Raw genomic sequence first — 17,234 nt, 5'->3', positions numbered from 1 at the left:
CGGCGGCACCCTCCGCGCGTCGGGCACCGCTTCCCCAGGGGGTGTCCGATCCGGACACCGTCCGTGTGTCACGCGTGCCGGCCGCCGCCTGCCGGTAGCGTCATCTCCCGTACGGGGAACGGGAGATGGGTCCGACCACGGGGGACGGTACGCATGGTGGACGGTGGCAGGGTCGCGGTCGTGGGCGGGAGCGTCGCCGGGTGCGCGGCGGCACGCGCGGCCCGGCGCGGGGGCGCCCGGGAGATCGTCGTGTACGAGCGCTCGGGCGACAGGCTCGCGGAGCGCGGCCTGGGCCTCGCCGTTCACGACGCGCGGTACGCCGAGCTGGAGTCCGCCGGGTACCTGGACGCGAGCATGCCCTGGGTGGGCCTCGTGCGCCGCCGCTGGTACGTGCGCGCCGGGTCCGCGGGGTCCGCCCGGTCCGCCGGGGGCACAGCGCTGGGGCGGGAGATCGCCGAGATGCCGTTCCCGTTCCGTACGTACGGCTGGGGGCCGCTCTGGCGCGCGCTGCGCCGGGCCGTGCCCTCGGCCGTCGAGTTCCGCGCGGGGGCGGCGGTGACGCGCGTCGAGGCCACGCCCGGCGGGGTGCGGGTGCATACGGCGGCGGGCGGCTGCGAGGAGTTCGACGTGGCCGTCGGCGCGGACGGCTACCGCTCGGTGGTCAGGGCCTGCGCGTTCCCCGACGTACAGCCGCGGTACGCGGGCTATCTGGCGTGGCGGGGCGCGTTCCCCGCCGGGCGGCTGCCCGCGCCGGACCTCTGGGCCCGGGAGGACTGCGCGTACGTCGTGTTCCCCGGCGGGCACCTCATCACGTACCGGATCCCCGACGGCGGCCCGGAGGGCGGGCTGCGCGTCAACTGGGTCCTGTACACGGCGCCGCCGTCCGGCCTCGACGCGGGCCTGCGCGCCGACCTGCCGACGAGCCTGCCGCCCGGCACCCTCACCGACGCCTTGCGCTCCCATCTCGCGTACGTGGCCGACGAGTTGATGCCCCCTTACTGGAGCGACCTGGTCCGCCTGACGACCCCCGCCGAGCTCTCCCTCCAGCCGCTGTACGACTTCACGGCTCCGCACTACGCGTCGGGCCGCCTCGCGCTCGCCGGGGACGCGGCGACGGTCGCGCGCCCGCACACGGGGGCGGGCGCGGTGAAGGCGTTGCAGGACGCCACCGCGCTGGAGTCCGCGTTCCGTTCGGCGTCCGGCTTCGACGGGGCGCTCGCCGCGTACGACGGGGCGCGGGCCCCGTCGGGCGCGGCGATGGTCGGCCTCGGCCGGAGCCTCGGGCGCGCCCTCGTCCAGGAGACGCCGGACTGGCGGGCGCTCGACGCGGGCGGCCTCGCGGCCTGGTGGGAACGGGCGGACGGCACCGGGGTCTTCGGCGGGAAGCGGCTGGATCCGGGGGCCGGGAACGGGCCCCGCTGAGCAGCCGTTTGAGCATTGGTTTGAGCCGGCGATTGAGCAGAGTTCTGGGCTGGCGATAAAGCAGTCGTCTGAGCTGGCGTTTTGTTGTGCGCGCCGCTTGATCCATAAGATCCGGCGATGATCATAAGAAGACGGCGGACGGCAGGAACGTGTGTCCTGTTCGCCGCCCTGACCCTGGGGCTGCAGCCCGTCGGCGCGTCCGCTGCGGACAATCCCGACGACCAGCCCGCGACGGCCCCGAAGGTCGAGCTCGTGCTCGACGTGAGCGGGTCGATGCGCACGCGTGACATCGACGGCGGGACCCGGATGGCCGCCGCGAAGCAGGCGTTCAACGAGGTGCTCGACGCGACGCCGAAGGAGGTCGAGCTCGGCATCCGCACGCTGGGCGCCGACTACCGCGGCGAGGACCGGAAGGTGGGCTGCAAGGACACCGCGCAGCTCTACCCGGTCGGACCGCTCGACCGCACGGAGGCGAAGACCGCCGTCGCGACGCTCTCGCCGACGGGCTGGACGCCGATCGGCCCCGCGCTCCTGAAGGCGGCCGACGATCTCCACGGCGGCGACGGATCGCGCCGCATCGTCCTCATCAGCGACGGCGAGGACACCTGTCAGCCGCTCGACCCGTGCGAGGTCGCGCGCGACATCGCCGCCAAGGGCATCAACCTCACCATCGACACCCTCGGCCTGGTCCCGGACGCCAAGACCCGTGACCAGCTCAGCTGCATCGCCGAGGCCACCGGCGGCACGTACACCTCCGTGACCCACACCGACCAGCTGACCGACCGCGTCGGCCAGTTGGTCGACCGTGCGGCCGACCCGGTGGTCAACCCCGTGGCCGTCGAGGGCGCCGCGCAGTGCGCCAACGCACCGGAGATCAAGCCCGGCCTGTACACGGACCGCGAGCGGTTCGGCGAGCACCGCTTCTACCGCGTGGCCGTCGACCCCGGGCAGGAGCTGCGCGCCTCGGTGAGCGTGGCCGCCGACCGTGCCGTCAACCGCGACTACGGCGTCCTGCTGCGGGCGGTCACCGCGCACGGCCGCGAGATCGTCCGCGGTGCGGAGGCGGGCGACGGGCGTACGGACGTGATCTCGACCGGCCTGCGCTACCCGAAGCCGGAGCGGAGCGACGGTGAGGCGACCGCCGAGACCGTCTGCCTCCAGGTGTCGAACTCCTACGCGGCCCCCGCCTCGGTCAAGACGACGCCGGGCCTCCCGGTCGAGCTGACCGTGGACGTCGTGGATGCCCCGAGCGCCGCCTCCGACGTGGCCGCGTTCGGCCTCGGCCGCGGCTGGTGGCTGCTCGCCGCCCTGGTGCTCACCGGCTTCGTCGCGGGTGTGCTGTGGGGCTGGATCTCGCGCTGGCGGATCGCGGTCTGGAGGACCAACTGATGCGGATCGCAAGGCTTTTGACGGGCGCCCTGGTGGGCGCCGCCGCGACGCTCGGGGCGGCCGCCACGCTCACCGCCGTCGCGGGACCCGCGTTCGCGGCGGGCGACGACCAGCAGAAGGCACCCACCGAGGCGGGCACCTCCTTCCGTACGGCGAAGGAGGTCGCGCAGGGGCAGCGGGCCACGGCCGACGCTTCCACCGGCGACTACCTGTACTGGTCGTTCCCCGCGGACGCCGGCCAGCGGCCCACGGTCAAGGCCACGGTGAAACTGCCGGACTCGGCGGCGGGGCCTTCGGGCGCGACGTGGCGGGTCGACGTGTACGACGGGCTGAGGCGCCGTCAGGCCTGTATGTACGGCACGCAGTCGAGGGCGGCCGCGCCGGACGCGACGTCCGTCGAGCTGTCCTGCACGCTGCGTACGGTGCGGGCCTGGGCGGAGCCGTGGGCGAACGACCCGCTGCCGGGCACGTACTACGTGAGGCTCACGGCGGTCGACCTCAGCCCCGCCGACCAGGGGCTTCCGGTGTCGGTCGCGGTCGAGGCCGCGTCGAAGGAGATCGGCGGCCCGGCGGCGGTCGACGGCTCGCTCGCGGCGCCGCTCGTGCCGGGGGCGACGGGGGCAACGGGCTCGCAGGCCCTCGCGACCGGTGAGCCCGACAACGGCTGGTCGTCCGGCTGGTGGTCGGACCGCTGGGTCTGGACCGCGGCGGGCGGCGTCCTGGCCGCGCTCGCCGGCATCGGCGGCTACGCCCTGACGCGTGGCACGGGCCGCCCGTCCCGCGTCCCGCCGGGCATGTGACACCCCGCCCATGGCGCCCGCGCACCTCATATGCCGGGCGTCATGGGCCTTTTCACCTCACGCGTCCCGCAGCGCCTTCGCGAGCGCCCCCTCCCCCGAGACCTCGATCCGCCCCGCCCGCACGGCCTCCACGAGGCCCAGCTCGCCGCGCGTCACGGCGACGCACACCTGCGCGCCGAGGACGAGCCGCGCGTCGGGCTCACCGGCCACGGGCCCCTCTCCGTAGACATTCCCGTGGACATTCCCGTGGACATTCCCGTGGACATTCCCGTGGACATTCCCCTGGACGGTCCCGTGGACATCTCCGTGGGCATCTCCGTGGGCATCGCCTCCGCCGCCGACGCGCAGGTGGAACTCCCCCTCGTCCAGGCGCACTTCCACGACCCCCTCGGCGCCGAGCCGCTCCAGACGGCTCAGGAGCGGCAGGGCGAACCAGTGCGCGCGCACGGCGTCCGTCGGCCTGCGCTCCTCCAGCGCGGACGCCCCCCACTCACCGAGCGCCTGCAGCACGGGCAGCAACTGCCGCCCGCGTGGCGTGAGTTCATACACGTACGCGGAGACGGGCGCCGGCAGCCTGCGGCGTTCGGCGACGCCCTCGCGCTCCATGTCCTTCAGGCGCGACGCGAGCACGTCCGTGCTGACGCCGGGCAGGTCGGCGTGCAGATCGGTGTAGCGGCGCGGCCCCGCGAGGAGCTCACGGACGATCAGGAGCGTCCAGCGGTCCCCGACGGCGTCGAGGGCGCGGGCGGCGGCGCAGTACTGGTCGTAGCTTCGACGTGGCATGGATCGCAGTCTATGCAACTTGTTGGACTTTCCAAGGAGTCACTTGGTAAAACCAAGTCACACAGGGGTCACACACGTCACGGGCAGGTCCGGGAGGGCACGACATGGAGTTCCGGCAGTCGAGCAAGCTGAGCGAGGTCTGCTACGAGATCCGGGGCCCGGTGATCGAGCACGCCAACGCCCTTGAGGAGGCGGGCCACAGCGTCCTGCGCCTGAACACGGGAAATCCCGCGCTCTTCGGATTCGAGGCGCCCGAGGAGATCGTCCAGGACATGATCCGGATGCTCCCGCAGGCCCACGGCTACACCGACTCGCGGGGCGTCCTGTCCGCCCGCCGCGCGGTGGCCCAGCGCTACCAGGCGCTCGGCCTGGACGTCGGCGTCGACGACGTGTTCCTCGGCAACGGCGTGTCCGAGCTGGTCTCCATGGCCGTACAGGCACTCCTGGAGGACGGCGACGAAGTCCTCATCCCCGCTCCGGACTTCCCACTCTGGACGGCGGTCACCACACTCTCCGGCGGCAAGGCCGTGCACTACCTCTGTGACGAACAGTCCGACTGGTACCCGGACTTGGCCGACATGGAGTCCAAGATCACGGACCGTACGAAGGCCGTCGTCATCATCAATCCGAACAACCCCACCGGCGCGGTCTACCCCAAGGAGATCATCGAGGGCATCCTCGACCTCGCCCGCCGCCACGGCCTGATGGTCCTCGCCGACGAGATCTACGACCAGATCCTGTACGACGACGCGGTGCACCACAGCGCCGCCGCCCTCGCCCCCGACCTGGTCGTCCTCACCTTCTGCGGCCTCTCCAAGACGTACCGCGTCGCGGGCTTCCGCTCCGGCTGGCTGGTCGTCACGGGACCGAAGCAGCACGCGCGCAACTATCTGGAGGGCCTGACGATGCTCGCCTCCATGCGACTGTGCGCCAACGCCCCCGCCCAGTACGCCATCCAGGCCGCGCTCGGCGGCCGGCAGTCCATCCGCGAGCTCACCGCGCCGGGCGGCCGCCTCCTCGAACAGCGCGACAAGGCCTGGGAGAAGCTCAACGAGATCCCCGGCGTGTCCTGCGTGAAACCCAAGGGCGCCCTGTACGCGTTCCCGCGCATCGACCCGAAGGTCCATCGAATCGTCGACGACGAGAAGTTCGTCCTCGACCTGCTCCTCCAGGAGAAGATCCAGGTCGTCCAGGGCACCGGCTTCAACTGGCCGCACCCGGACCACTTCCGCATCCTCACCCTCCCGCACGCGGACGACCTCGACGCGGCGATCAGCCGGATCGGGCGATTCCTCAGTGGGTACCGCCAGTAGGTACCGCCAGTTGGTACCGCCGGTAGAACGGGAGCGGGCCCGAGGGCGTAGCCGGCCCCCGGGCCCCATGAATGCCACTCACATCACACGCCGACGCGCTTGAGGACCCGGGTCAGTGTCAATGCCCTGCGTCCTGCCGTTGGACTACCGCCCATCGAGCTGGGCGGGCCGGATTCGAACCGGCAATTCGGGGCCTGGGGCCCGGGTCCGGTCGAGTCGGCGATGAATGGCGAATACTGAGTCTGGAGCAAGAGTCTGAGATTCATGGCGGTCCGCGTGTGCTGTGCGGACCGCACCGTCACGACAAGCTTCAGCTTCAGCTTTGCGCTCCTCGCGCACCCCGGCCGCCGGCTGAGCGGCGCCCGGGGAGTCTATGAGTATGTGTGTCTGCCGGCTCAGCCGAACAGGTAGCTGAACACGGGGTCACCGGCGCGCCGGTCCGTCACCTCCGCCGCGTTCGCCTCCTCGCGGGCGAACTTGACGGCCTGCTGCAACTTCTCGACCCGGTCGAGGAGTTCGTTGACCCGGCGGGCGGGCAGCGCCCCGGAGAACTTCACCGTCGTCCAGTACCCGACAGGCACGTCCTCGTAGTACACCTCGACCTGCGCCGGGTGCTTCTCGGTCGCCTCCGCCTTCACATGGTTGCGCGGCACCTTCTTCGTACGCAGCGTCCGCACCGGCTCCGTCTTCCAGTCGTCGGTGGACGCGTCCTGCGTCCACGACTCGGAGGCGTCGAGCACGGGCAGCTTGCGCACGAAGGTGTTGAGGTCGGTGAGCTGCTTCTCCAGGAAGAGCAGATACGCGACCGGCACCTCCCGGAGGACGACCTGCCCGTTGACGCTCACGTCGGCGCGCGCCTCGCAGTTCGCCCAGTCCTTCGTGGCGGTCACATCGAACAGCCGGGTGAGCGTCTTCGCGGTGTCCCGCAGCACGTGCTCGGCCTTCACCTGGACCCGCGTCGACTCGGGCGGCAGCTGCTCGCCCTCCTCGTCCTTGGGCTGGTAGGTGCGCGAGATCCCGGCCAGGAGCGCCGGCTTCTGGAGCCCGTGGTGGGCCGCCGTCAGGTCCTGGTGCGCCTTGGACTTGACGCCTTTCTCCACTGCGATGATCTGATTGAGTTTCGTTGCCACATCGAGAACGGTAGTCACGCACCGCACCGTGAATCGAATGGTTTTTCACCCGGCTTTCAAGGAGCAACCCCCATGGATGCGGCGCTGATAGCCGTGGTCGGCACCCTGCTCGGTTCCGTCATCACCCACTATTTCTCGGGCCGTGCCGCCGACCGGACCGCCGGACTCGCCCGCGCCGAACAGCTCCGGCAGGAGCGCATCGCCAGCTACACGTCGTTCGCCGGGGTGCTGTACGACTACCGGCGCAGCCAGAACGACCGGTGGTTCCGCGCGGATGAGGCGCCGGGGTCCGCGCAGGCGGAGGCGGCCCGCTTCGCCTCGTACGAGGCGCGCATCAGCGCCCGGCAGGCCCTCGTAAGACTGCAGTTGGTGTGCGACGAGCCGGCCATCCGTCAACTCGCCGAGCAGTCCTTCGAGTTGGCGAACTGTCTGCACGAGGCGGTGGACGAGGCGGACCGTGACCGGCGCTCACGGCGGTGCAAGGAGACTCTGACCCGGTTCGTGGAGACTGCGGCGCCGAGCGTGCGGTGACCTCCGGTGGGTCTGGGCCTGGGGCTGGGCCTGGACGTGGGCCCGGGTGCTGTGCGGGTCAGCGGCCGAGCAGGGCCATGAGCGCGCCCACCGGGTCCGTGCCGGGGGTGCCTCTGGGCCACCAGTCCTCGCGGCCCCGGTCCGACTCGTAGCCGTACCAGAGTCCGTCGCGGCCGAGACGGAGCTGGAGGTTGTCGGTGGAGAGTCTGTTGCGGTGGGGGCGGAAGCCGGAGAATTCCGAGGCGATGAGGGCCGGGCGGGCCCGGTCGAAGGGGCCGGCCGGGGGGTCCCACTCCTCTTCGAGGACGTCCAGGCCCGCGAGACCGCCCTGGCGCCAGGCGGCGACGGCGCGGGCCAGGTCCGTGGCCGTGCGTCCGGTGCCCCGGGCGAGGGACTTGTACAGCGCGCGCGTGGACGCCGCGAGGCCCGAACCGGGATGGGCCGCGGCGAGCCGGACCGCGTCCTGCCACGGGGTGAGTCCGGCGATGGGGTCGATGCCTCGCGTGAGGAACGTGTGCGCGCGGGCGGCGGCCTCGGTGGCGAGCAGGTCGAGGGCGAGCGGGTCGGGGGCGCCGGACGCGTGCGGGTAGACGGGGGGACGGCCAGGGTGCGCGGGGGCCGGGAACGGCGGCGGCAGGCGCGGCAGCATGCGCGGGGCGAGGGCGTCGCGGGCCGTGACCGTGGGCAGGGCGGGGGCCGTCGCGGCGCGCTCGACGGCCGCCATCGCCTCGTTCCGCCGGGTCAGGTCGGCGAGGAGCTCCTGCTCGCCCCGGCCGCGGAGCAGGAACAGGACGAACGGGTCCTCGTCGAGGAGCCGGGCCGTCTGATAGCAGAGCGCCGCCGCGTGCTTGCAGGGGTGGCCGTCGTCCGGACAGGAGCAGTCGGGGATCAGATCACCGGCGGCGGGCAGCAGGCCGGCGACGGCGGCGAGCGCGTGCGGCACGTCCTTGTCGAGGAGCGCCGCCATGTGGTCGGGGCGCGCGGCCGCCGTGTCGAGCACGCGCTCCCAGTCGTCGTCGTAGAGGGTGCGCAGCCGGATCTCCGCGCGGTACGGGCGGGGGCGCGAGCCGTGCACGTAGGCGATGACGCGGCCCGGGGTCACGGTGATGGCGTCCACGTGTCCGCGGTCGGCGTACGCGCGGCCGCGGGTGAGGCGGGCCGGGTCGAGCGCGGTGTCCACGAGGGCGTCCACCCACGCGTTCCCCCACCAGGTCAGCGCGAAGTCGTCGGCGGTACGGGCACGGGGCGGCAGCGGCGGGAACGTACGCCGGTGGTCGTCGTGCCGGGCCCGAGCCTGAACATGCCGTCCCGCACGGCCCGGGGTGTGGGGGGCGTGGGGTGTCATGCCGTCCTCCTGAGCGAGACCAGGTCGGCTAGCTCGCGGTCGGTCAGCTCCGCCTCGCCCGAGCCCAGGACCGCGTCCGCGAGGGCCTTCTTCGCGGTGAGCATCTCGGCGACGCTGTCCTCGCGTGCGCGGGCGTGGGCGTGTGGCGTGACCCGGCCAGACGCGTGCGGGGCGGCGCGGCCCGGGGTGCGGGATGTCATGCCGTCCTCCTGAGCGAGACCAGGTCGGCGAGTTCACGGTCGGTCAGCTCCGTCAGAGCTGCCTCGCCCGAGCCCAGGACCGCGTCGGCGAGGGCCTTCTTCGCGGTGAGCATCTCGGCGATGCGGTCCTCGACCGTGCCCTCGGTGATGAGGCGGTGGACCTGGACCGGCTGGGTCTGGCCGATGCGGTACGCGCGGTCCGTGGCCTGGTCCTCGACGGCCGGGTTCCACCAGCGGTCGAAGTGGACGACGTGGCCCGCGCGGGTGAGGTTCAGGCCCGTACCGGCCGCCTTCAGGGAGAGCAGGAAGACGGGGACGTCACCGGACTGGAAGCGGTCCACCATGCGCTCGCGCTCGGCGACGGGGGTGCCGCCGTGCAGGAGCTGGGAGGGGACCGCGCGGGCGTCGAGATGGGCGGCGAGGAGGCGGGCCATGGACACGTACTGCGTGAAGACGAGGACGGAGCCGTCCTCCGCGAGGATCGTGTCGAGGAGTTCGTCGAGCAGGGCGAGCTTGCCGGAGCGGCCGGCGAGGCGGGCGCGCGGGCCGCCGGCCTCCTTCAGGAACTGCGCAGGATGGTTGCAGATCTGTTTGAGGGACGTGAGGAGCTTCATGATCAGGCCGCGGCGGGCGATGCCCTCGGCGGCCTCGATCGACGCCATCGCCTCTCGGACGACGGCCTCGTAGAGCGAGGCCTGCTCGCGGGTGAGGGGGACCGGGTGGTCCGACTCGGTCTTGGGCGGCAGCTCGGGGACGATGCCGGGGTCGGACTTCTTGCGGCGGAGCAGGAACGGCCGCACCAGCCGGGCGAGCCGCTCGACGGCGTCGGCGTCCTCGCCGGTCTCCACGGCCCGCGCGTGGCGGGCGCGGAAGGCCTTGAGGGGGCCGAGAAGGCCGGGGGTCGTCCAGTCGAGCAGGGCCCACAGCTCGGAGAGGTTGTTCTCCACGGGGGTGCCGGTGAGGGCGACGCGGGCGGGCGACGGGATCGTGCGCAGCGCCTTCGCGGTGGCGGAGAACGGGTTCTTGATGTGCTGCGCCTCGTCGGCGACGACCATGCCCCAGGTGCACCCGGCCAGTTCGGCGGCGCGGCTGCGCAGCGTGCCGTACGTGGTGAGGACGAAGCCGCCGTCGAGGCCGTCGAGGGTGCGGTCGGTGCCGTGGAAGCGGCGTACGGGGACGCCGGGGGCGAAGCGGGTGATCTCGCGCTGCCAGTTCCCGAGGAGGGACGCGGGGCAGATGACGAGGGTGGGTGCCGGCCTGGCCCTGCGCAGGTGGAGCGCGATGAGGGTGACCGTCTTGCCGAGGCCCATGTCGTCGGCGAGGCAGCCGCCGAGGCCGAGGGAGGTCATGAGGTCGAGCCAGGCGAGGCCGCGCAGCTGGTAGTCGCGGAGCGTGGCGTCGAGCCCGGCGGGCTGTTCGGCCGCCCCGGGCCCCTCGACGAGGCGGTCGCGCAGGTGGGCGAGGACTCCGGTGGGGACGGCCTCGACGCGCTCGCCGTCGATCTCGGCCTCGCCGGTGAGGGCCGCGGCGAGGGCGTCGACGGGCTGGAGCAGCCCCAGTTCGCGCTTGCGGGCCTTGCGGACGAGGTCGGGGTCGACGACGACCCACTGGTCACGCAGCCGGACGACGGGCCGGTGGGACTCGGCGAGTTCGTCCATCTCGCGCTCGGTGAGGGGGTCGCCGTCGAGCGCCAGCTGCCAGTTGAACTTGAGGAGTTCCTCGCCGTCGAAGAACGGGGTCCCGTCGGTCGCGGAGCCGGGCGCGGGGGCGCGCACCACGGCGGTGGCGGTGAGGGCGCGGGCCAGGTCCCTGGGCCAGTGGACCTCGACGCCCGCGTCGGCGAGGCGGGCCGCGGCCGGGCCGAGCAGGTCGAGGAGCTCGCCCTCGGAGAGCGCGAGGACGTCCGGCACGTCGCGCTCCAGGACGCGCCCGAGCGGTGTCCAGACGCGGGCGGCGCGGCGCAGGGCGAGGACGGCGTCGATCCTGGCGCGCGGGCCGAAGTGCGTCCCGCCCTCACCGGCCCAGAGCCGCGCGGCGTCGGCGACCTGGGTGGGGTCGGCGAGGCTGTGCACCTGGACGAGGGCGGCCCCGGCGCGGCGGCGCTCCTCGGCCCCCTCCCCTGCCGGGTCGCCCTCGGCGTGGGCGATGTCGTCGGGGGTGTCGTCGGTGTCGAAGAGCGTGAAGTTGGACAGGTCGAGCCGCAGGGAGACCCGGACGCCCGCGTCCATCCCGGCGGCCGCCTCCGCCGCCCAGGCACGCGCGTGGGGCAGGTGCTGCGGTGCGAAGGAGGCGAAGGGGGCGCCGGCCGCGAACGGGGCGGCGGGGCTGCGCGGCAGGGAGTCGGCGACCGCGTCGAGGAACGCGCGCACCAGTGCCTCGGGCTCGGTCAGCGCGAGCGGCTCGATCCCCTCGGCGGGCACGGCATGGGCCTCGTACGGCATGGCGGCGGCGATGGCGCGCAGCTGGGCGATGTCGTCCGCGTCGAGCGGTCCCGCGCGCCACGCGTCGTGGTCGGACGTGGTGAGGCCGGGCAGGAGACGGCCGCGGGCCACGAGGTGCAGGGCGTGCAGCGCGGCGGCGCCCCAGCAGGCCGCCGCGGGATGCGCGCCGGGCGCGTGCCGGGCCCGGACGAGATGGGGCAGGGCGTCGGCGACGGGCAGCCGGAGGGCGGGGACCGTACCTGTACGGGCGCCCGCGCCGTGCGGCCGGACGACGGTGAGCGAGGTGGCGCCGGGCAGGTCCGCACCGTCCGGGTGCCAGAACGCGACGGTGCTCTCGCGCGGCAGGGGCGCGGGAAGGAACACGGCGGCCGCGGAGACGGTGATCCCCGTGTGGTCGGCCTGCTCCGTCATGGCCGGGCTCCTTTCCCTGATCCGGTACGGCATGCGGTCCCCCTGGTCGATGCGGCGTGCGTCGTCCTCGTCCGGTGGGACCGGCGACGTCTACGACCTTACGGGCGGGGTCTGACAACCAAGGCCGGGCGCCCCTCCCGCACCGCGTGTACGGTTCGGACAACGGCTCGCGCAAGATCGCCGGGCCCGACCCACGGCAGCCTCGGAGAGAACAGGACGGTCGCATGGGTGACCTGCTGCTGGTCCGGCACGGCGAGACGGAATGGGCACTGTCCGGGCGGCACACGAGCTGGACCGACGTCCCGCTCACGGACAACGGCCGTGAGCAGGCGCGCAGGCTCGCCCCGCTCGTCGGCAGCTATCACGTCGGAGCCGTCTTCTCGAGCCCGATGGTCCGCGCGCACGAGACCGCGAAACTCGCCGGGCTCGGGAACGTGCGGGTCGACGCCGATCTGTGCGAGTGGGACTACGGCGCCTACGAGGGCGTCACGACGGTCGAGATCCAGCGCACCAGGCCCGGCTGGTTCCTCTTCACGGACGGGGTCGCGCCGGGGCCTGCGGAGCATCCCGGGGAGAGCCCGGACGAGGTGGGGGCCCGCGCCGACCGGATGCTCGCGAAGGTGGACGCCGCGCTCGCGGAGAACGAGGGCAGCGTCGTCCTCGTCGCGCACGGTCACTTCCTGCGCGTGCTCACCGCGCGCAGGCTCGGCCTGACCCCGGCGGACGGAGCGCACTTCCTGCTGGCGACGGGCACGGTCAGCAGGCTGAGCACGGAGCACGGCCGTCCGGTCGTCGCCGGGTGGAACCTGCGGCCCTGACGCCGTTGTCAGACCCGTGCGGCACCATCGGGACGTACGAAGCACATACCGGTGGAGGACGGATTCAGGGGGTGGCGTCTTGACCAGGCCACTGACCGCCGCGCAGCGGCGCATCGTCGAGGAGGCGGACCCGGTCACCGGCCGCCTGAGGGGCAGTGACGCGCAGCTCGCGCGCCTCGTCCTCATGAAGCTCGCGTTCCGTCATCCGCGCCCGCCCCACGACCACTTCCTGACGCCGGCCGGCCACCGGATACGCGAGGCGGGACCGCCGGAGGAACACGCCGCACAGCCCATGCCCACGTCTCCACCGGTGGCTTCGGCGGAAGGGGCGTTCGCGGCGCGGGTGGGCGGAGAGGCGCCGGTCCAGGACGGCAGGGCGCGGGCGCGCGAGGTGCGCAGCGCCTGGCAGGGGCTCGTGGAGTTGCGCCGGATGACCAACCAGGGCGGCGCGACCGACCGCCCGTGTGCCTGGGAGCGCACGCATCTGGTGCGGGCGGCGGCCCTCGCCCTGGAGGCGGCGGGCTGCCGGCCTGCGGAGGGCGACGACGGGGACGGTTACCTTGTGGCCGGGACGCCCCAGCCGGAGGCCGTCGCCGTACGAGGCCGGGGACCGGACGGGATCGCGGGCTGCGCCACGGCGTTGGAGCAGGCAGGATGGCAGGTCAGCGAGCACGCCCAACCCCGCACCGGGGGACGGTACTTGCTGGCGTCACCACGAAGAGCGTGACCGTCAAGAGCGCAGTCGACCATCGTCGTCGTCGAAGGGGAGATCGTGGCAGAGCCGTTCACCGTGCGCATCGGAGTGCGCGGGTACGAGACCGACACACAGGGGCACCTCAATCAGAGCGTGTATCTGCAGTACGCGGAGCACGCCCGCTGGTCGCTCCTCCAGCACGGCGGCATACGGCAGGCCGACCTGCTGGAGAAGGGGGTCGGACCGGTCACCCTGGAGACGACCGTCCGCTACCGGCGCGAGCTGCGCGCGGGTGACGAGGTGGACGTGAGCTGTGTGTTCGTGTGGCAGGAGGGCAAGGTGTTCCGGGTCGAGCAGTCGATCACGCGGACGGACGGCACGCTCGCGGCCGAAGTGACGGCGGTGGGCGGCCTGTTGGACCTGAAGGAACGCAAGCTCGTGGCGGATCCGCGCGAGTACTTCCGGGCCCTCGCCTCGGACCCGCGCGCGTTTGGCCTCTGAAGCACCTTCGCCCCCTGAAGCACGTTCGCCTTCTAAAGCGTCCCCGTATCCGTCTCGTCCCCGTCTCCGTCCCCGTCCGCGCGCTCCCGCGTAGGCACAGGTACCTGGTTGAACCCGTAGTACACGGCGATCACACCGTGCGCGGCGAGCGTCAGCGGGGCCGAGACGAACGAGAGGCCGACCGCGGCGGGGTAGGCGAGGCTGCCGAGGGCGAAGCGGGCCCGGGTGCGGCGTGCGGCCGCGTTGTCGACGAGGTCGTCGAAGAGGTGGCCCGTGCGGGTGAGGTGCCACCACAGTGCCTGGAAGCTCAGCGCCATCGCGACCATGACGATGCTGTAGACGGCCGCCGCCACATGGGACGTGCCGGGCTCGCGCAGATACGCCGCGAGCATCGCGGTGGGCCACGGCACGGCGGCGACCACGAGCAGCAGCACCAGGTTGAGGAACATCAGGGTCCGGTCGACGCGCACGACGTAGCTGAAGACCTGGTGGTGGTTGACCCACATGATCCCGATGACGAGGAAGCTGACGACGTAGGCGGCATACGAGGGCCACTGGTGGCCGAGGGCGTGCCACAGGCTCTCGTGGCCCTGGACCTCGGGGACCTTGATCTCCAGGATCAGCAGGGTGATGGCGATGGCGAACACTCCGTCGCTGAACGCCTCCACCCGCCCCGACTCGTTGCGCCCCGACCCGCTCATGCCGCTGCTCCCCCGTCCGCCCGACTCCTGCGTGGCGCCGAGAACCCTAGGCCCCCGGAGGGCTCGCGGTCAGCGTTTCCCGCGAGGGCCCGCCAACTCCCTTCCGCTTGACGGGTATACGTCACTCAGAATCTCTGGTAGGAAACCTTCCTAACAGTTCGCGGAACGACGAACTCCCCCATGGAGGTCCCCGTGCACACCCCCCACATACGCACGTCCCACATACGCACGTCCCGGCCGTCCCGGCGCACCCTGCTCGCCCTGATCGGCGGCACGGTCGTCGCGGCCCCTCTCCTCGCGACCGGGCTCGCTACGGCCACCCCGGTCTCCGCGACCGGGCTCGACGACCCGGCGAAGAAGGAGATCGCCATGAAGCTCGTGTCGAGTGCGGAGAACTCCTCGCTCGAGTGGAAGAAGCAGTACCGCTACATCGAGGACATCGGCGACGGCCGCGGCTACACCGCCGGGATCATCGGATTCTGCTCCGGCACCGGCGACATGCTCGACCTCGTCGAGCTGTACACGCGGCGCGAGCCGGGCAACGTCCTCGCGAAGTACCTGCCCGCCCTGCGCGAGGTGGACGGCACCGACTCGCACGACGGCCTGGACCCCACGTACAAGCGCGACTGGGAGCGGGCGGCCGGGGACCCGGCGTTCCAGCGGGCGCAGAACGACGAACGCGACCGCGTGTACTTCGACCCGGCGGTCGCCCAGGGCAAGGCGGACGGCATCGGCACCCTCGGGCAGTTCGCGTACTACGACGCCATCGTGATGCACGGTGACGGCGGTGACCCGACGAGCTTCCGGAACATCCGCAAGCGCGCGCTCGCCCAGGCGAAGCCGCCGGCGCGGGGCGGGGACGAGGTCGCGTACCTGAACGCGTTCCTCGACGCGCGGGTGTGGGCCATGAAGCAGGAGGAGGCCCACAGCGACACGAGCCGCGTGGACACCGCGCAGCGGGTCTTCCTGAGGAAGGGCAATCTGAACCTGGACCCGCCGCTGGACTGGAAGGTGTACGGGGACAGCTACCACATCGGCTGACAGTCCCCCCCCCGTACGTCCCCGTAGACCCGTACATCCGGACGGCCGGTCCGGTGGCGCTGACGCGCACACGGGACCGGCCGTCCGGATCAGTGAGTCGGTGGCGTCAGTGCGCCCCCGCCGCGGAGGACCCGGCGGCCGTTCGGGTCTGCGCGATCTCGCCGCCCGGCTCCATCGGTGCCGTCACGTCGTCGTCGCACCGGCCGCGGCCGATGTGGTTGAAGAGGAGGTTCAGGATCACGGCCGCCACACAGCCGGTCGAGATGCCGGAGTCCAGGATGATCTTCGCCGTCTCCGGGAAGGAGTGGTAGAACTCCGGCGCCGCGATCGGGATGAGTCCGACGGCCAGGGAGACGGCCACGATCAGGACGTTGTTGTCCTTCTCCAGGTTCGCCTTGACGAGGGTCTGGATGCCGCTCGCCGCGACCGAGCCGAAGAGCACGACGCCCGCGCCGCCGAGGACGGGCCGGGGCACGACCGCGATCAGCGAGGCGGCCATCGGGCACAGGCCCATCAGGACGAGGAAGCCGCCGCCCGTCGCGACGACGTACCGGCTGCGGATCTTCGTCATCGCGACGAGGCCGATGTTCTGGGCGAACGCGCTGCACATGAAGCCGTTGAAGAGCGGGCTGAGCGCCGAGCCGAGCGTGTCGGCGCGCAGACCGGCCGCGATGGTCTTCTCGTCGGCCGGGCGCTCCACGATCTCACCGAGCGCCAGCATGTCGGCCGTGGACTCGGTCATCGAGACGACCATGACGACGCACAGCGAGACGATCGCCGCGGCGGCGAACTGCGGGGCACCGAAGTGGAACGGCGTGGGGAAGCCGATCACGGCGGCGTCGCCGATCGGGCTGAAGTCCGTGACACCGAAGGGGATCGCGATGACGGTGCCGATGATCAGGCCGAGGAGTACGGCGATCTGCTTGACGAAGCCCGTGGTGAACCGGCGCAGCAGCAGGACGATGAGCAGCGTGATGCCGGCGAGCGTGAGGTAGGTCGTCGAACCGTAGTCCTTGGCCGCCGGGTTGGGCCCCTGGGCCCAGCCGAAGGCGACCGGCATCAGCGAGACGCCGATGAGGGTGATGACCGTGCCGGTCACGACGGGCGGGAAGAAGCGCACCAGCTTGCTGAAGAAGGGGGCGGCTATGAACCCGAGGACGCCGGCGACCATCACCGCCCCGAAGATGATGGGCAGCGCGTTCTTCTTGTCGTCGGTGGAGTTGACGACCGCGATCATGGGGGCGACGCCCGCGAAGGTGACGCCGTTGACGAAGGGCAGCCGGGCGCCGATCTTCCAGATGCCGAGCGTCTGGAGGAAGGTGGCGAGCCCCGCGGTGAAGAGGCAGGCGCCGGTCAGGAACGTGAGTTCCTTGGGCGTCAGGCCCACGGCCGCGCCCACGATCAGCGGCGGCGCGACGACGCCCGCGTACATGGCGGCGACGTGCTGGAGGCCGGTCGTCGCCATCTTCAGCGGCGGCAGCTTCTCGTCCACCGGATGCTTGCCTACCGGGTGTTCGGTATGTCCCTGTGACTCCTGAGACTCCGGGGTTTCGTCGGGGGTGGTGCCTTGCTTGGTGAACCTGGGCTGGTTGGCCACTGAGGCTCCTCCGGTTGTTTTCCAGTGCCTGGGCGGCACTCGCTTCTGGGAGGTGGTGCGTCGTGCAAGGACTTGCCGGTATTCGGTTGTGGGTACTGCGCCCAGGTAGTGCTGACC

The 17,234-nt window shown here is 72.3% G+C and carries 16 protein-coding genes; 9 read left to right on the top strand and 7 right to left on the bottom strand.

The features are described 5' to 3' along the window. Nucleotides 1-153: 153 nt before the first annotated feature. From EOT10_RS01955 to EOT10_RS01945, 3 genes are all read left to right on the top strand, one after another. The gene (locus EOT10_RS01955) at nucleotides 154-1,422 is read left to right on the top strand and encodes an FAD-dependent monooxygenase (protein ID WP_317617321.1); all 1,269 of its coding nucleotides are present in this window, start codon (nucleotides 154-156) and stop codon (nucleotides 1,420-1,422) included. A gap of 117 nt (nucleotides 1,423-1,539) precedes the next feature. Then, nucleotides 1,540-2,811, top strand: coding sequence for a VWA domain-containing protein (locus EOT10_RS01950; protein ID WP_127826251.1), 1,272 nt, complete (start codon nucleotides 1,540-1,542; stop codon nucleotides 2,809-2,811). Beyond that, complete coding sequence (locus EOT10_RS01945) at nucleotides 2,811-3,611, top strand: hypothetical protein (protein ID WP_127826250.1); 801 nt, start codon at nucleotides 2,811-2,813, stop codon at nucleotides 3,609-3,611. Before EOT10_RS01950 ends, EOT10_RS01945 begins: the two co-directional genes overlap by 1 nt. Nucleotides 3,612-3,668: 57 nt before the next feature. On the opposite strand, the gene EOT10_RS01940 is transcribed toward EOT10_RS01945, so the two are convergent. Further along, nucleotides 3,669-4,394, bottom strand: a complete 726-nt coding sequence (locus EOT10_RS01940; protein ID WP_127826249.1) for a winged helix-turn-helix transcriptional regulator — start codon at nucleotides 4,392-4,394, stop codon at nucleotides 3,669-3,671. A 104-nt stretch (nucleotides 4,395-4,498) separates the two neighbouring features. Here EOT10_RS01940 and EOT10_RS01935 point away from each other — a divergent pair, with 104 nt between their 5' ends. Then, nucleotides 4,499-5,707, top strand: a complete 1,209-nt coding sequence (locus EOT10_RS01935) for a pyridoxal phosphate-dependent aminotransferase (protein ID WP_127826248.1) — start codon at nucleotides 4,499-4,501, stop codon at nucleotides 5,705-5,707. Between the two features lie 395 nt (nucleotides 5,708-6,102). Here the strand turns inward: EOT10_RS01935 and EOT10_RS01930 are convergent, their stop codons facing one another. Next, a complete protein-coding gene (locus EOT10_RS01930; RefSeq protein WP_127826247.1) occupies nucleotides 6,103-6,837 on the bottom strand; it encodes a DUF7873 family protein in 735 nt (244 codons plus the stop codon). Nucleotides 6,838-6,909: 72 nt separating this feature from the next. Here EOT10_RS01930 and EOT10_RS01925 point away from each other — a divergent pair, with 72 nt between their 5' ends. Then, nucleotides 6,910-7,368: a hypothetical protein gene (locus tag EOT10_RS01925; protein WP_127826246.1), complete on the top strand. Its 459-nt coding sequence runs from the start codon at nucleotides 6,910-6,912 to the stop codon at nucleotides 7,366-7,368. A gap of 58 nt (nucleotides 7,369-7,426) precedes the next feature. Here EOT10_RS01925 and EOT10_RS01920 read toward each other — a convergent pair whose 3' ends face one another. Genes EOT10_RS01920 through EOT10_RS01910 form a run of 3 tightly spaced genes read right to left on the bottom strand, consistent with a single transcriptional unit; the run spans nucleotide 7,427 to nucleotide 11,765 of the window. Beyond that, nucleotides 7,427-8,713 (bottom strand): SWIM zinc finger family protein, encoded by a 1,287-nt coding sequence (locus EOT10_RS01920; RefSeq protein ID WP_127826245.1) that lies wholly within the window; start codon nucleotides 8,711-8,713, stop codon nucleotides 7,427-7,429. Further along, a complete protein-coding gene (locus EOT10_RS01915; protein WP_127826244.1) occupies nucleotides 8,710-8,913 on the bottom strand; it encodes a hypothetical protein in 204 nt (67 codons plus the stop codon). The genes EOT10_RS01920 and EOT10_RS01915 overlap by 4 nt, the downstream gene beginning before the upstream one ends. Continuing rightward, nucleotides 8,910-11,765, bottom strand: coding sequence for a DEAD/DEAH box helicase (locus EOT10_RS01910; RefSeq protein ID WP_189490978.1), 2,856 nt, complete (start codon nucleotides 11,763-11,765; stop codon nucleotides 8,910-8,912). The genes EOT10_RS01915 and EOT10_RS01910 overlap by 4 nt, the downstream gene beginning before the upstream one ends. A gap of 224 nt (nucleotides 11,766-11,989) precedes the next feature. Between EOT10_RS01910 and EOT10_RS01905 the strand changes: the two genes are divergently transcribed. The 3 genes from EOT10_RS01905 to EOT10_RS01895 all read left to right on the top strand — a co-directional run bounded on the left by EOT10_RS01905 (nucleotide 11,990) and on the right by EOT10_RS01895 (nucleotide 13,778). Beyond that, a complete protein-coding gene (locus EOT10_RS01905; RefSeq protein WP_127826243.1) occupies nucleotides 11,990-12,583 on the top strand; it encodes a histidine phosphatase family protein in 594 nt (197 codons plus the stop codon). A gap of 79 nt (nucleotides 12,584-12,662) precedes the next feature. Further along, the gene (locus EOT10_RS01900) at nucleotides 12,663-13,310 is read left to right on the top strand and encodes a hypothetical protein (protein WP_127826242.1); all 648 of its coding nucleotides are present in this window, start codon (nucleotides 12,663-12,665) and stop codon (nucleotides 13,308-13,310) included. A 45-nt stretch (nucleotides 13,311-13,355) separates the two neighbouring features. Further along, nucleotides 13,356-13,778: an acyl-CoA thioesterase gene (locus EOT10_RS01895; RefSeq protein ID WP_127826241.1), complete on the top strand. Its 423-nt coding sequence runs from the start codon at nucleotides 13,356-13,358 to the stop codon at nucleotides 13,776-13,778. Between the two features lie 32 nt (nucleotides 13,779-13,810). Here the strand turns inward: EOT10_RS01895 and EOT10_RS01890 are convergent, their stop codons facing one another. Next, the gene (locus tag EOT10_RS01890; RefSeq protein ID WP_127826240.1) at nucleotides 13,811-14,479 is read right to left on the bottom strand and encodes a TMEM175 family protein; all 669 of its coding nucleotides are present in this window, start codon (nucleotides 14,477-14,479) and stop codon (nucleotides 13,811-13,813) included. Nucleotides 14,480-14,659: 180 nt separating this feature from the next. Here EOT10_RS01890 and EOT10_RS01885 point away from each other — a divergent pair, with 180 nt between their 5' ends. After that, complete coding sequence (locus EOT10_RS01885; RefSeq protein WP_127826239.1) at nucleotides 14,660-15,520, top strand: chitosanase; 861 nt, start codon at nucleotides 14,660-14,662, stop codon at nucleotides 15,518-15,520. Between the two features lie 106 nt (nucleotides 15,521-15,626). On the opposite strand, the gene EOT10_RS01880 is transcribed toward EOT10_RS01885, so the two are convergent. Further along, on the bottom strand, nucleotides 15,627-16,985 hold the full coding sequence (locus EOT10_RS01880; RefSeq protein ID WP_127826711.1) for a nucleobase:cation symporter-2 family protein: 1,359 nt from the start codon (nucleotides 16,983-16,985) through the stop codon (nucleotides 15,627-15,629). Nucleotides 16,986-17,234 lie beyond the last annotated feature (249 nt).

Source organism: Streptomyces antnestii, from assembly GCF_004005495.1.
GTDB lineage: Bacteria > Actinomycetota > Actinomycetes > Streptomycetales > Streptomycetaceae > Streptomyces > Streptomyces antnestii.
The sequence above is the reverse complement of the archived record's forward strand: the minus strand, read 5'-3'. Positions and strand labels throughout refer to the sequence as shown.

What these genes read in the sequence shown, in the direction of transcription:
- EOT10_RS01955 (WP_317617321.1), top strand. Translation starts at nt 154, where the DNA reads ATGGTGGACGGTGGCAGGGTCGCGGTCGTGGGCGGGAGCGTCGCCGGG.
- EOT10_RS01950 (WP_127826251.1), top strand. Translation starts at nt 1,540, where the DNA reads ATGATCATAAGAAGACGGCGGACGGCAGGAACGTGTGTCCTGTTCGCC.
- EOT10_RS01945 (WP_127826250.1), top strand. Translation starts at nt 2,811, where the DNA reads ATGCGGATCGCAAGGCTTTTGACGGGCGCCCTGGTGGGCGCCGCCGCG.
- EOT10_RS01940 (WP_127826249.1), bottom strand. Translation starts at nt 4,394, where the DNA reads ATGCCACGTCGAAGCTACGACCAGTACTGCGCCGCCGCCCGCGCCCTC.
- EOT10_RS01935 (WP_127826248.1), top strand. Translation starts at nt 4,499, where the DNA reads ATGGAGTTCCGGCAGTCGAGCAAGCTGAGCGAGGTCTGCTACGAGATC.
- EOT10_RS01925 (WP_127826246.1), top strand. Translation starts at nt 6,910, where the DNA reads ATGGATGCGGCGCTGATAGCCGTGGTCGGCACCCTGCTCGGTTCCGTC.
- EOT10_RS01920 (WP_127826245.1), bottom strand. Translation starts at nt 8,713, where the DNA reads ATGACACCCCACGCCCCCCACACCCCGGGCCGTGCGGGACGGCATGTT.
- EOT10_RS01915 (WP_127826244.1), bottom strand. Translation starts at nt 8,913, where the DNA reads ATGACATCCCGCACCCCGGGCCGCGCCGCCCCGCACGCGTCTGGCCGG.
- EOT10_RS01910 (WP_189490978.1), bottom strand. Translation starts at nt 11,765, where the DNA reads ATGACGGAGCAGGCCGACCACACGGGGATCACCGTCTCCGCGGCCGCC.
- EOT10_RS01905 (WP_127826243.1), top strand. Translation starts at nt 11,990, where the DNA reads ATGGGTGACCTGCTGCTGGTCCGGCACGGCGAGACGGAATGGGCACTG.
- EOT10_RS01890 (WP_127826240.1), bottom strand. Translation starts at nt 14,479, where the DNA reads ATGAGCGGGTCGGGGCGCAACGAGTCGGGGCGGGTGGAGGCGTTCAGC.
- EOT10_RS01885 (WP_127826239.1), top strand. Translation starts at nt 14,660, where the DNA reads ATGGAGGTCCCCGTGCACACCCCCCACATACGCACGTCCCACATACGC.
- EOT10_RS01880 (WP_127826711.1), bottom strand. Translation starts at nt 16,985, where the DNA reads ATGGCGACGACCGGCCTCCAGCACGTCGCCGCCATGTACGCGGGCGTC.